Source organism: Streptomyces sp. NPDC001843, from assembly GCF_042891955.1.
Classification (GTDB): domain Bacteria; phylum Actinomycetota; class Actinomycetes; order Streptomycetales; family Streptomycetaceae; genus Streptomyces.
This window is the reverse complement of record NZ_JBIATQ010000013.1, coordinates 1-12687: the sequence shown is the minus strand read 5'-3', so window position 1 is coordinate 12687 and position 12687 is coordinate 1. Positions and strand designations below refer to the sequence as shown.

The 12687-nt window shown below is 72.2% G+C and carries 10 protein-coding genes and 1 rRNA gene; 5 read left to right on the top strand and 6 right to left on the bottom strand.

Translation table 11 applies throughout. From position 1 onward, the window contains the following. Positions 1 to 87 precede the first annotated feature (87 nt). The 5 genes from ACFYZQ_RS29220 to mtnA all read right to left on the bottom strand — a co-directional run bounded on the left by ACFYZQ_RS29220 (position 88) and on the right by mtnA (position 6775). Positions 88 to 870, bottom strand: a complete 783-nt coding sequence (locus ACFYZQ_RS29220; protein ID WP_389153924.1) for a ComF family protein — start codon at positions 868 to 870, stop codon at positions 88 to 90. A 65-nt stretch (positions 871 to 935) separates the two neighbouring features. After that, complete coding sequence (locus tag ACFYZQ_RS29215) at positions 936 to 2777, bottom strand: LpqB family beta-propeller domain-containing protein (protein ID WP_389153921.1); 1842 nt, start codon at positions 2775 to 2777, stop codon at positions 936 to 938. Then, positions 2767 to 4845, bottom strand: coding sequence for an MtrAB system histidine kinase MtrB (gene mtrB / locus ACFYZQ_RS29210; protein WP_389153918.1), 2079 nt, complete (start codon positions 4843 to 4845; stop codon positions 2767 to 2769). The genes ACFYZQ_RS29215 and mtrB overlap by 11 nt, the downstream gene beginning before the upstream one ends. 1 nt (position 4846) lies before the next feature. After that, entirely contained in the window at positions 4847 to 5536 is a 690-nt protein-coding gene (gene mtrA, locus ACFYZQ_RS29205) for a two-component system response regulator MtrA (protein WP_187281934.1), read from the bottom strand. Positions 5537 to 5632: 96 nt separating this feature from the next. Then, positions 5633 to 6775, bottom strand: coding sequence for an S-methyl-5-thioribose-1-phosphate isomerase (gene mtnA / locus ACFYZQ_RS29200; protein ID WP_389153916.1), 1143 nt, complete (start codon positions 6773 to 6775; stop codon positions 5633 to 5635). A gap of 140 nt (positions 6776 to 6915) precedes the next feature. Here mtnA and ACFYZQ_RS29195 point away from each other — a divergent pair, with 140 nt between their 5' ends. The 5 genes from ACFYZQ_RS29195 (at position 6916) to ACFYZQ_RS29175 (ending at position 12514) form a co-directional block, all read left to right on the top strand. Beyond that, the gene (locus tag ACFYZQ_RS29195; protein ID WP_389153913.1) at positions 6916 to 8310 is read left to right on the top strand and encodes a hypothetical protein; all 1395 of its coding nucleotides are present in this window, start codon (positions 6916 to 6918) and stop codon (positions 8308 to 8310) included. A gap of 61 nt (positions 8311 to 8371) precedes the next feature. Further along, a complete protein-coding gene (locus tag ACFYZQ_RS29190) occupies positions 8372 to 9022 on the top strand; it encodes a DUF4129 domain-containing protein (RefSeq protein ID WP_389153911.1) in 651 nt (216 codons plus the stop codon). Further along, positions 9019 to 10215 (top strand): DUF4350 domain-containing protein, encoded by a 1197-nt coding sequence (locus ACFYZQ_RS29185; protein WP_389153908.1) that lies wholly within the window; start codon positions 9019 to 9021, stop codon positions 10213 to 10215. The genes ACFYZQ_RS29190 and ACFYZQ_RS29185 overlap by 4 nt, the downstream gene beginning before the upstream one ends. Further along, a complete protein-coding gene (locus tag ACFYZQ_RS29180) occupies positions 10215 to 11204 on the top strand; it encodes an AAA family ATPase (protein ID WP_389154586.1) in 990 nt (329 codons plus the stop codon). The genes ACFYZQ_RS29185 and ACFYZQ_RS29180 overlap by 1 nt, the downstream gene beginning before the upstream one ends. Then, on the top strand, positions 11204 to 12514 hold the full coding sequence (locus tag ACFYZQ_RS29175; protein WP_389153905.1) for a DUF58 domain-containing protein: 1311 nt from the start codon (positions 11204 to 11206) through the stop codon (positions 12512 to 12514). The genes ACFYZQ_RS29180 and ACFYZQ_RS29175 overlap by 1 nt, the downstream gene beginning before the upstream one ends. Positions 12515 to 12595: 81 nt before the next feature. Here ACFYZQ_RS29175 and rrf read toward each other — a convergent pair. Further along, positions 12596 to 12687, bottom strand: a 5S ribosomal RNA gene (gene rrf / locus ACFYZQ_RS29170); the annotation flags it as partial.

Below are 12687 nucleotides of genomic sequence, written 5' to 3'. Positions count from 1 at the left end.
CGGACGGATGTCGTCACCCTCTACTGCGGCGTACCTCCGTTCAGGTGAATTAGCCCTCTCACAACCTGCAACGTCGTAAGTTCTAAGTCAGTTCCGGTTCGTTTCGAAGGAATCCGGCGGCGCCGCGATCACTGCCGCGCGGACCACCGTTCCTCCCGTTGATCCAGCCATCCGTTCCCCCATCTCTTCCCGGGTTGGGTGGGCGTACACAGCCGTTCTCGCGCCCTCGTGGACGAGGGCGTGCCGTACGGCACGCGCCGCCTCCGTCAGGGAGGCGCCCGTAGTCATCAGATCGTCGACGAGCACGAGACGCCCCCCGCCGAGCAGCCGGGCACCGCCCGCCCGCACCTCCAGCGCGCCCGCGAGATTGTCCAGCCGCCGGCGCGAGTCGAGCCCTGACTGGTCGGCCACGGAACGCCGCTGCCGCAGCACCGCCGCCACCCGGGCCGGCGTCCCGACGCGCCGCAGCTCGCCGGCCGCCGCCAACGCGATCCGGCGCACCGGGTCGTGCCCGCGCGCCCGCACGGCCCGCCGTGCGGAAGGCACCGGCACGAGCAGCACGGGCCCACCGTCCGGCCCGGCGGCCGCCGCCCGCACAGCCCCCGCCAAGGCCGTCCCGAGGGCACCCGCGAGGGTCAGCGCGCCGCGCTCCTTGTGGGCGAGGAGAGCCGCCCGCACCTCGTCCCCGTAGGGAGCCGCCGCATGGACCTCCGGCAGCCCAGCCGGCTCCGGCACCGGTCGCACCCGGCGCGGTGCGGCCCCGCTCAGGGCGGCACGGCACTCAGGGCAGAGCACCGTGCGAGGCCTTCCGCAGCCTCCGCACTCGGCCGGCAGCACCAGGTCGGTGAGGTCCTGCCACCACCCCCGCATGGCCTCCACTGTGCCAACGCCCGACCGGACCGGCCACCCCTGTGGACAACTCCCTGTGGACAACCTCAGCCCGGATAGACCGGCGCGGAGCCCTCCTTGACCACCTTCTGCCACTGGGCCCCCGACGGCAGCCGTACGATCCCGTCCTCCGAGTACGCCACGAGCGGCAGCTGGTCGTCCTCGGACGCGGTGATCGCCCGCACACCCGAAAGAGCAGCGGGCGCCGGCCCGTCCGGTGTGGAACCGTCGATCTGGACGTACCGCATCTGCAGCACGCCCCCGTGCTCCTGTCCCGCCACCACGAGCCGGCTGTCGCCCGCCCAGGAAATGGCGGTGACCTGCTCCAGCTCCGGTGTCACCGAACGCAGTTCGGTGACCGAGACCGAGTGCCCCGCCGCCCCTTCGTCCCGCTCGATGCGGCCGACGAGCAGGGACTGCTTGCCGTCCTTCTCCACCACGAGCGCCATCCGCACCCCGTCGGCGGCCACCCGCACGTCCTTGATGCGTCCGGGCAGCTGGGGGGTCTGCACGGTGACCGGCTCCCCTCTGCCCTGCTCCAGCAGGAGCAGTCTGGGACTGTGCGGATTACGGTCGGCCACCCACAGGTCGCCCCGGGCGTCCCAGCTCGGCGTGGTCAGCCGGTCGGCCTCGGTCGCACCCTGGCTGGTGACCAACGGGTCACCGATGGGGCTCCCCGGGGTCAGCGACGCGACGTACAGCGACTTGCCGTCGATGCCGACCCCGGCCGCGGTCCGCTCGTCGCGGGAGACGGCCACCGAGCGCAGCTCCTTGACGGTCTCGCCCAGCGCGCCCGGCACCGGCACCGGCGTGGCGCCGGCCCCGCTGCTGTGGCCGGCCATCCGTACCACCCGGTGCTTGCCGTCGAGGAAGTACAGGTACGCGGGGCTCTTCGCCGCGGCGTCCCAGGTGGTGCGCTCGGCGGATTCCTCGTCGAGGTCGCACAGCCTCTCGCCGCCGGCGCCCCGCAGTTCCACCGTGTCCACCACGGGCGTCATGTCGCGCAGGGTGAACAGCAGCTGGGTGGCCATCTCGGCGCACTGTGCCCTGCCCACCCGGGAGGCCTTGCCGTTCAGCGGCACCGTCAGCTTGTTCTGGTCGTCGGGTGTCAGCGAGGCGGTGCCCTTACGCAGCGCCGCACCGGTGGGGAAGCTGGATCGGACCACGGGCGACAGCCGGGTCGTGGGTCCGTCGATCAGGGATCGCACCACCTGGGTCATCGGGTCCACGCCCTCACGCACGAAGACCGGGTCGGCGACGGCCACCGGCTGCCCGCTCGCCCCGACCGAGGTGTTCGAGGCGAAGTAGTACTTGTTGACGGACTTGTAGTTGCGCTGGAAGTCGGACTGGCCCATCACCACGCCCTGGGGCAGCTCGCTGATGCGCCACTGCTTGGTCTTCGCGTCCAGCGCCAGGCGCACCTTCTTGCTGTAGGGCCTGTCGGCGGGCGCGTAGGCCTGCTGCGCGTTCACCGTGGCGACGCTGTCCCCGGCCAGCGTGTACGAGCGGCTGCCGGAGTTCTCACGACCGCCCGGCCGTCCGTCGGGTTCGATGTTCGGCCCGTCCGCGAGCACGGTGGCCGACTCCTCCGGCTGCCAGCGGCGCGCGGCGTCGGCGGTCAGATACTTGCGTGCCGTGTCATAGTGCGGGTCGTCGCTGGTCAGCGCCTCCAGGAAGCCCTGCACTATCTCCCAGGGCTGGGCGCCCTCGGCGGGCGGCATCGCGAAGACCCGCACCTGGGTGTCCTGCCGGGGCGTGGACTCGACGTCGCGCAGGTCTCCGCTGTCGGGCATCGAGGCGCACCCCGCCAGCAGTACGACGCCACACGCGGCGTACACCACCGCGCGCACCGGCCGCCGACGCACGCCCCCCTCGTGGTCAGCGCCCACGAAATGCCTCCCCTGGCTCGTTCGAGTCCTCAACGACGTCCTCACGGCTCACGGCATCCTCGCGTGCCGTCCCTGCCGACGGGTCGTCCTGCCGCCGTGCGCCCCCGGTGGGCCGAGGCACCACGCGCGCGCCGTTGCCGGGCAGCGCCGTCGGGTCGGCAGCGGGGGTCACCGTGGCCAGCCGGGGCACGATCGGGGCGCGCGGCGGCAGCGGCGGCGTCTGCCCGCCGGTCGGCTGCATCGGGACGGTGGCGCGCTTGTCGTCGCCCCCGCCCGGCAGGCCGGCGTCGTCCAGTCCGCGGTTGCGTCGCGAGTCCTTGGGTTCCAGGGGTATCGGCGAGCCCCGCAGCGGTTCGTCCGCGGTCCGCGGCAGCGTCAGCCGGAACTGCGAACCACCGCCCGGCTCGCCCCAGGCCTGCAGCCAGCCGCCGTGCAGCCGGGCGTCCTCCAGCGCGATCGACAGGCCCAGACCCGTACCGCCGGTGGTACGCGCGCGTGCCGGGTCCGCACGCCAGAAGCGGCTGAAGACGCGGGTCGCCTCGCCGGGTTTGAGCCCGACGCCGTAGTCGCGTACCGCGACCGCGACCGCGCCGCCCGCCGCGGCCAGCTTGACGATGACGTCCTTGCCCTCGCCGTGCTCCACGGCGTTGACCACGAGGTTGCGCAGCACCCGCTCCACGCGCCGGGCGTCCGCCTCGGCCACGACCGGCTGCTGGTCGCCGACGACACGTACGTGCGTGCCCTTGCGCTCCGCGAGCGGCGCGGCACCGCTGACGACCCGCCGTACGACCTCCCTGAGGTCTATCGGCTCGGCCTCCAGGGCGGCCGCGCCCGCGTCGAAGCGGCTGATCTCGAGCAGGTCCGCGAGCAGCGACTCGAACCGGTCCAGCTGGTCGGCCAGCAGCTCCGCCGACCGGGCGGTCACCGGGTCGAAGTCCTCGCGGGCCTCGTGGATGACGTCGGCGGCCATCCGCACGGTCGTCAGTGGGGTGCGCAGCTCGTGAGACACGTCCGACACGAACCGCCGCTGCATCCGTGACAGGTCCTCCAGCTGGCTGATCTTCAGCTGCAGGTTCTGCGCCATCTTGTTGAAGGCCTCGCCGAGCCGCGCGATGTCGTCCTCGCCGGTGACCTTCATCCGCTCCTGCAGCTTCCCCGCGGACAGCCGCTCGGCGATCCCGGCCGCCATCCGCACGGGCGTGACGACCTGCCGGACCACCAGCCATGCGATGGCCCCGAGGAGCACGACCACGAACAGCCCGGCGGTCGCCAGCGTGCCCTTGACCAGGCTCAGGGACTTCTCCTCCTGCGTGAGCGGGAAGAGGTAGTAGAGCTGGTACGGGTCCCCGTTGGGGTCGTTGACCTGCTTGCCGATGACCAGCGCCGGCTGGGACTCCTGGCCGTTGTTGTAGACGATGCGGGTGTAGCTCTGGGCCGCCGTCGTGTTCTCGTCGATCCGCGCGCGCAGGTCGTCCGGCACGCTGTTCGTGGCGTCCACGTACCGCGGGCCGCGCGGGCTGCGCCCGCCTCCGCTCCCGTCGCCGGCCGGCAGCGTCACCACGTCGAACGCGCCTTGACCGCCGCTGGAGAGCGACTCGACCAGATCGCTCATCCACGGGGTGACGTTCTGGGACTGCCGTCCGTCCGCGGTCGAGGAGTCGTCGGTAATGTTGGTGCTTCCCGCCGCCTCGTCGGCCTTCTGCTTGGCCACCGCGAACCCGCCGGTGGCCTGGCTCTGCGACGCCTTCACCTTGGCGTCCAGCAGGCCGTTGCGCACCTGCCCGATGACGACGAAGCCCAGCAGCAGGACGACGCCCAGCGACATCAGCAGCGTCGTGGCGACGACCTTCAGCTGGATGTTGCGCCGCCACAGCCGCATCATCGGCAGCAACGGCCGACGCACCCAGCGCATGAGCAACCGGAGGACCGGGCTGCCCTGGACCCCGCCCTGCAGCAGTCCGCCCTCTAGGAGACGACCCCAGCGCGACGCCGCGGCCTTACGGCCGACAGACCGCCCCGGACGGTCCCCGGATCGGCCGGGAGCCGAAGCGGCACTGTCTCCTGACATGTCAGCTCGGTCCCGCCTTGTAACCGACACCCCGCACCGTCACCACGATCTCCGGCCGCTCGGGGTCCTTCTCGACCTTGGAGCGCAGCCGCTGCACATGCACGTTGACCAGCCGGGTGTCCGCCGCGTGCCGGTAACCCCACACCTGCTCCAGCAGCACCTCGCGCGTGAACACCTGCCACGGCTTGCGCGCGAGGGCGACCAGCAGGTCGAACTCCAGCGGCGTCAGCGCGATCGACTGCCCCTCCCGCTTCACCGAGTGACCGGCCACATCGATGACCAGGTCGCCGATGGCCAGCTGTTCCGGCGCCGGCTCCTCCGACCTCCGCAGCCGCGCCCTGATCCGGGCCACCAGCTCCTTCGGCTTGAAAGGCTTCACGATGTAGTCATCGGCGCCGGACTCCAGGCCCACGACGACGTCGACGGTGTCGCTCTTCGCCGTGAGCATCACGATCGGCACCCCGGACTCGGCCCTGATCAGGCGGCACACCTCGATGCCGTCCCGCCCGGGCAGCATCAGGTCCAGCAGCACCAGATCCGGCTTGGCCTCCCGGAACGCAGCCAGCGCCTTGTCGCCGTCGGCTACGAAAGACGGCTCAAAACCTTCACCACGCAGCACGATGCCGAGCATCTCGGCCAGTGCGGTGTCGTCGTCGACGACAAGGACTCGTCCCTTCATAAACGACATCATCCCATTCTCGTAACGGTGACCGGGGCGCTGGTGAGCAGGGTCACTGGCCTGTGACGATAGTCGTACGGGACTACTACTGTCTGCGCTCCCCCCTCGTCAGCCGATCACCGCCCCGCGGGACCCGGCGGACAGCTCCGCCAGCGCCTCGGCCGTCACCGGTGAGACGGCGCCCTCCTCGGTGACGATCGCGGTGATCAGCTCCGGCGGCGTCACGTCGAACGCCGGGTTGTACGCCTGCGTCCCCAAGGGGGCCACCGGTATCCCGCCGCCCGGTCCCGTCACCGGCATCTGCGGCGCGGCGACCTCGGTCACCTCGAAGCCTGGACGCTGCTCGACCTCGATGGACGTACCGTCCGGCGTCTGCGGATCGACCGTCGTCACCGGCGCCACCACGATGAACGGCACATGGTGGTACCGCGCCAGCACCGCCAGCGGGTAGCTGCCCACCTTGTTCGCCACCGAACCGTCGGCCGCGATGCGATCAGCCCCGACCAGCACCGCGTCCACCTCCCCGGCCGCGAACAACGAGCCCGCCGCGTTGTCGGTCAGCAAGGTGTACGCCATGCCGCTGCGGGCCGCCTCGTACGCCGTCAGCCGGGCACCCTGCAGCAGCGGGCGCGTCTCGTCCACCCACAGCCGACGCAAGCGGCCGGTCCGGTGCGCGGCCAGCGCCACGGCGAACGCCGTGCCCTCACCACCCGACACCAGGGATCCCGTGTTGCAGTGGGTGAGGATCCGGTGCCCGCCGCCGGGCAACAACTCGTCCAGCAGCGCCACCCCGTGCTCGGCCATGCGGGCGCTGGCCTCGGCGTCCTCCCGGTGCAGGGCCCGCGCCGCCGCCAGCGCCGCCGCAGCCGCCTGCCGCCCGTCCCCGCCCCTGCTGAGCGCGGCCTGGTACGCGGACCGGGCCCTGCGCACGCCGACGGACAGGTTCACCGCGGTGGGCCGTGCACCCTGGAGCGCCCCGGCGGCCTCCTCCACGTCGAACCCCCGCGCGGCGGCCAGCGCAACACCGTACGCACCCGCGATACCGAGCAGCGGCGCACCGCGCACGGCGAGCGAACGGATCGCCTCGACCAGCGCCGCCGCGTCCGTGCAGACCAGCTCGACCTCCTCGGTCGGCAGCCTCGTCTGGTCGAGAAGGACCAGTACGGGGCCTTCGGGTGGCTCCTCCCATCGGATCGCCGGTTTCTCGGTCGGCCGTGTGTCCTCGTGGGCTTGCGCGTACTGATCAGCCATGCCGTCAGTCTGCCCCGGATCCAGCGGACAATTGAAGGTGCGCAGCGCATACCGCGGCCGATCCCCCCAGGACCGCCCCATGGCACGATGGCTGCCAACCTTCCGCCGCGACCGCGGGCGGGCACCGTGAAGGAGCTTCGATGAAAGACACTCCGGGCTGGGCCTCGCCCGGATCCGTCCCCTCCGACGGGCAGGAAGCCGGCCCGCCCCAGCCTCCCGAGCCAGCCGACCGGCCGAGCCCCGCACAGCCTGCCGGACAACCGGGCACCGACGCGCAGGACCCCGGCGCGAAGTGGTCCAAGGAGCAGCCGCCGCCCGGCCAGTGGTCCGCACCCGCAGGCGCTTCCGGCCCGGAGCAGGCACCTGCACCGCCGCCTCCACCCCCCGGCCCGGGCTGGGGCGGCCAGTACCCCGGCGGCGGGCAGCCGGGGCCCGGCGGATACGGACCTCCCGGTGGGTACGCGGGCCCCGGTGCTCCCGGAGGCCACGGCGGCTACGGCCGGCCCGGCGGATACGGTGCGTGGGGCGGCTGGGGCGGTCCCCCGCCCGCGGCCAAGCCGGGCGTGATCCCGCTGCGCCCGCTCGGCGTGGGAGAGATCCTCGACGGCGCCGTCTCCACCATGCGCACCTACTGGCGCACCGTCCTCGGCATCTCGCTGACCGTCGCGGTGCTCACCGAAACCCTCGTCGTCCTCCTCCAGGGCCTCGTCCTCGACAACACCGCCGACAGCGCGGCCCTCAACGATTCGAGCGCCACCCTCAGCGAAGTGACCCGCGCCATGGGTGACGTCATGCTCAGTTCCGGCGCCGTCGTCCTGATCTCCCTGATCGGCACGATCGTCGCGACCGCCATGCTGACGGCCGTGACCAGCCGAGCCGTACTGGGCAAGTCGGTGACCACCGGCGAGGCCTGGCGGGACGCCCGCCCGCAGATCCCGAAGCTGTTCGGCCTCATCTTCCTGCTGCTGCTCATCACCTTCGGCATCGCTCTCGCGGGAGCACTGCCCGGCATCCTCGTCGCGGTCGCAGGCGGAAGCACGGACGGCGCAGCCGCGCTCGCCGTCCTCGGTCTCTTCGGTGCCGCGATCGTCGCGCTCTGGCTCATGATCCGCTTCTCCCTCGCCTCGCCGGCGCTGATGCTGGAGAAGCAGGGCATCCTGAAGTCGATGAGCCGGTCCGCGAAGCTGGTCCGCGGTGCCTGGTGGCGGGTCTTCGGCATCCAGTTGCTCGCCGCGATCATCGCGAACATCGTCGCCTCGATCATCGCCATCCCCTTCGCCGTGATCGCGGCCGCGGTCAGCGGCAACGGTCTCGCCGACTTCGTCAGCGGCACCAGTGGCGACCTCGGCTGGACCTTCCTGATCATCAGCGGCATCGGCTCGGTGATCGGCTCCATGATCACTTTCCCGATCACGGCGGGCGTCACCGTACTCCTGTACATCGACCAGCGCATCCGCCGCGAGGCCCTCGACCTCGAACTGGCCCGCGCCGCCGGCGTCCAGGGCTACGGCACCGGCACGACCTCGGGGAGCTGATGCGGTGAGCCTCACGGGGGGAGTTCTCGCATCACTGGCGAGCTCCGGCGACGAGCCGCCGGTGACCATTTCACGCGACCCCGCATGGGAGGCGGCACGGCGCGAACTGGCCAAGCGGATGTACCACCAGAACGACCCCAGCCTTTTCGAACGCGCCCTCAACGCCTTCTGGGACTGGGTCGGCCGGGTACTCGACGCCGCCTCGTCGGCAACCCCCGGAGGCACACTGGGCCTGGCCGTCGCCATTCTGGCCGTCGTCGCCGTCCTGGTCGCGCTGTGGTGGCGCCTGGGCACCCCCCGCCGCCGACCGGCATCCGCCGCAGCCCTGTTCGACGACCGGCCCCGCAGTGCCGCCGAGCACCGTGCGGCCGCCGAGGCACACGCCGCCCAGGGCCACTGGAACCAGGCCGTCCAGGAACGCATGCGCGCCATCGTCCGCGCCCTGGAGGAACGCGCCCTGCTCGACGTCCGGCCCGGCCGCACGGCCGACGAGGCAGCCGCCGAGGCCGGCCGCTCGCTGCCCTCGCACACCGACCGGCTGCGGGCCGCCGCCCGCGAGTTCGACGACGTCACATACGGCGGACGCCGGGCAAGCCAGCAGTCGTACCACCGCATCGCCGAACTCGACCAGGACTTGGAAAGCACCCGCCCGGCCCTGGCGAGCAGCGCCGGCAGCGCGCCTGCCGACAACCGCCGAGGGGCCGCCGGATGACCGCCGGGGCCGCCCTTCCGTCCACCTCCGCCTCGCTCACCGCCCGCCAGGTGTGGGCCCGTGCTCGAGGCGTGGCCATCGCTGTGGTGCTGCTCCTCATCGGTGCCGTCGCGATCGCCGTCGTCCGCTCCGGCGCCAGACACGGCGAGCTCGACCCCCGCTCGGCCGACCCCTACGGCAGCCGAGCGGTCTCCGCGCTCCTCGCCCAACGCGGCGTCTCCACCCGTGTGGTCACCACCCTTGCCGAGGCGCGCGCCTCGGCCGGCCCGAAGACCACGCTCCTCGTCGCCGAACCCGACCTGCTGACCCGTCGGCAACAGTCGGAACTGCACTCCGCCACCGCCGACTCCGGCGGCCGCACCGTCCTCGTCGCCGCGGGCAACTCGTCCGTCGGGCGGCTCGCCCCCGGCGTCACCGCAGACCCGGCCCACAGCTTCGACTCCACGCTCACCCCCCACTGCGCCCTGCCCGCCGCCCGGCGCGCGGGCACCGCCGACACGGGCGGCATCCGCTACACCACCAGCCACCTCGACGCCGACTCCTGCTACCCCAGCGAGCGCCTGGCCACCCTGATCCGCTTGCCAGCGGCTTCCGGGGGTGGCGACACCGTCGTCCTCGGCGCGCCCGACATCCTCTTCAACGACCGTCTCGACGAGCAGGGCAACGCCTCGCTCGCCCTGCAACTCCTCGGCTCGCGCCCCCATCTGGTCTGGTACCTCCCCTCGCTCTCCGACACCTCGGCCACCGACACGAGCGACCGCAGAAGCTTCTTCGACCTGCTCCCCTCGGGCTGGCTCTGGGGCACACTGCAGCTCTTCATCGCCGCCGCCCTCACCGCCCTCTGGCGGGCACGCCGGCTCGGCCCCCTCGTACCCGAACGACTCCCCGTAGCGATCCGCGCCTCCGAAACCGTGGAAGGCCGCGCCCGCCTCTACCGCAAGGCCAACGCCCGCGACCGCGCCGCCGCCGCGCTGCGCTCCACCGCCCGCGCCCGCCTCGCCCCCCTCGTCGGCGTCCCCGTCACCCAGGCACACGCGCCCGAGGCCCTGCTGCCCGCACTGTCCGCCCATCTCCACGGCGACGGACAGTCCCTGCACTCCCTCCTGTTCGGCCCGCCGCCCGGCGACGACGCCGCTCTCGTCGCACTCACCGACCAACTCGACGCCCTCGAAAGAGAGGTACGCCGTCCATGATGGATCCGACCACCGACAACGCCGGGTACACCGGGGATCCGGGCGCCGCCCGGGCCTCCCTGGAGGCCTTGCGCGCCGAGATCGCCAAAGCCGTGGTCGGTCAGGATCCCGCCGTGACCGGCCTCGTCGTCGCCCTCCTCTGCCGCGGACACGTACTACTAGAAGGAGTCCCCGGGGTCGCCAAAACGTTGCTCGTCCGCGCCCTCGCATCCGCGCTCGAACTCGAGACGAAGCGCGTCCAGTTCACCCCCGACCTCATGCCGAGCGACGTCACCGGCTCCCTCGTCTACGACGCCCGCACCGCCGAGTTCTCCTTCCAGCCCGGCCCGGTCTTCACCAACCTGCTGCTCGCCGACGAGATCAACCGCACGCCCCCCAAGACCCAGTCCTCCCTCCTCGAGGCCATGGAGGAGCGCCAGGTCACCGTCGACGGCACTCCCCGTCCGCTCCCCGAGCCGTTCCTGGTCGCCGCCACCCAGAACCCGGTCGAGTACGAAGGCACATACCCCCTGCCCGAGGCACAACTGGACCGCTTCCTCCTCAAACTGACGATCCCTCTCCCCTCACGCCAGGACGAGATCGACGTCCTCACCCGCCACGCCGAGGGTTTCAACCCACGCGACCTGCGCGGCGCCGGCGTACGCCCCGTCGCAGGCCCCGCCGATCTGGAAGCCGCGCGCGCCGCCGTCGCCGAGACGACGGTCTCCCCCGAGATCACCGCCTACGTGGTCGACATCTGCCGCGCCACACGCGAGTCCCCGTCGCTGACCCTCGGCGTCTCGCCCCGCGGCGCGACCGCCCTCCTGGCCACCGCACGCGCCTGGGCGTGGCTGACCGGCCGCGACTACACCATCCCCGACGACGTGAAGGCCCTGGCCCTGCCCACTCTCCGCCACCGCGTCCAGTTGCGCCCGGAGGCCGAGATGGAAGGCGTCACGGCCGACTCCGTCATCAACGCGATCCTCGCCCACGTCCCGGTGCCCCGCTGATGGCCTTCACCGGACGCGCCGCTCTCCTCGCGGCCCTCGGCTCGGTTCCCGTCGGCATCTGGGGACCCGGCTGGACGGGGATCCTCGCGGTCAATGCACCGCTGGCCGTGGCCTGCGCCTGCGACTTCGCCCTCGCGGCGCCCGTACGACGCCTCGTGCTGACCCGCTCCGGAGACACTTCCGTGCGCCTGGGCGAGAGCGTCGACGTGACACTCACCGTCACCAACCCGTCCCGGCGCCCGCTGCGGGCCCGGCTGAGGGATGCCTGGCCGCCGAGCAGCTGGCTGCCCGGCACGGAGGTCGAGGCATCCCGGCACCGCCTCACCGTGCCGGCGGGCGAGCGGCGCCGCGTGACGACCAGGCTGAGGCCCACTCGCCGGGGCGACCGGCAGGCCGACCGTGTGACCATCCGCTCGTACGGACCCCTCGGTCTGTTCGCCCGCCAAGGCGCGCATCGAATTCCGTGGACCGTACGGGTCCTGCCTCCTTTCACCAGCCGCAAGCACCTTCCGTCGAAACTCGCTCGACTGCGTGAACTCGACGGCCGCACCAGCGTGCTGACCCGCGGCGAAGGCACCGAATTCGACAGCCTGCGCGAGTACGTTCCAGGCGACGACACCCGTTCCATCGACTGGCGGGCCACTGCCCGGCAGTCGGCGGTCGCGGTACGCACCTGGCGTCCTGAACGCGACCGGCACATCCTCCTGGTTCTCGACACTGGCCGCACCTCTGCGGGACGCGTCGGCGACGCACCCCGGCTGGACGCCTCCATGGACGCGGCGCTGCTCCTCGCGGCTCTCGCCTCCCGGGCCGGCGACCGCGTGAACCTTCTCGCTTACGACCGCCGGATCCGCGCCCTGGTGCAGGGCCGTGCCGCGGGGGACGTGCTGCCGTCCCTCGTCAATGCAATGGCGACCCTGGAACCCGAACTCGTGGAGACCGACGCCCGGGGCCTCACGGCCACGGCGTTGAGGGCAGCCCCGCGCCGCTCCTTGATCGTCCTGTTCACCACCCTGGACGCGGCCCCGGTCGAGCAGGGTCTGCTCCCTGTCCTTCCGCAGCTCACCCAGCGCCACACCGTACTGCTGGCCTCGGCGGCAGATCCGCATGTCGCGCGCATGGCGACGGCTCGTGGAAGCGCCGAGGCGGTGTACGAGGCTGCTGCCGCCGCCCAGGCCCAGAGCGAACGGCACTGGACGGCCGAGCAACTCCGTCGTCATGGTGTGACGGTCGTCGACGCGGCACCGGATGATCTGGCTCCGGCGCTGGCCGATGCGTATTTGTCTCTCAAGGCGGCGGGGCGACTCTGAAGCGCCGGCCTGCCGGGCCACCCGTGGCCTGAAACGCAGAAAACCCCCGCACCGTGTGGTGCGGGGGTTTTCCCAAGAATTGTTCGGCGGTGTCCTACTCTCCCACAGGGTCCCCCCTGCAGTACCATCGGCGCTGTGAGGCTTAGCTTCCGGGTTCGGAATGTAACCGGGCG

What these genes read in the sequence shown, in the direction of transcription:
- ACFYZQ_RS29195 (WP_389153913.1), top strand. Translation starts at nt 6,916, where the DNA reads ATGAAAGACACTCCGGGCTGGGCCTCGCCCGGATCCGTCCCCTCCGAC.
- ACFYZQ_RS29175 (WP_389153905.1), top strand. Translation starts at nt 11,204, where the DNA reads ATGGCCTTCACCGGACGCGCCGCTCTCCTCGCGGCCCTCGGCTCGGTT.
- mtnA (WP_389153916.1), bottom strand. Translation starts at nt 6,775, where the DNA reads ATGGCTGATCAGTACGCGCAAGCCCACGAGGACACACGGCCGACCGAG.
- mtrA (WP_187281934.1), bottom strand. Translation starts at nt 5,536, where the DNA reads ATGATGTCGTTTATGAAGGGACGAGTCCTTGTCGTCGACGACGACACC.
- ACFYZQ_RS29180 (WP_389154586.1), top strand. Translation starts at nt 10,215, where the DNA reads ATGGATCCGACCACCGACAACGCCGGGTACACCGGGGATCCGGGCGCC.
- ACFYZQ_RS29220 (WP_389153924.1), bottom strand. Translation starts at nt 870, where the DNA reads ATGCGGGGGTGGTGGCAGGACCTCACCGACCTGGTGCTGCCGGCCGAG.
- ACFYZQ_RS29185 (WP_389153908.1), top strand. Translation starts at nt 9,019, where the DNA reads ATGACCGCCGGGGCCGCCCTTCCGTCCACCTCCGCCTCGCTCACCGCC.
- mtrB (WP_389153918.1), bottom strand. Translation starts at nt 4,845, where the DNA reads ATGTCAGGAGACAGTGCCGCTTCGGCTCCCGGCCGATCCGGGGACCGT.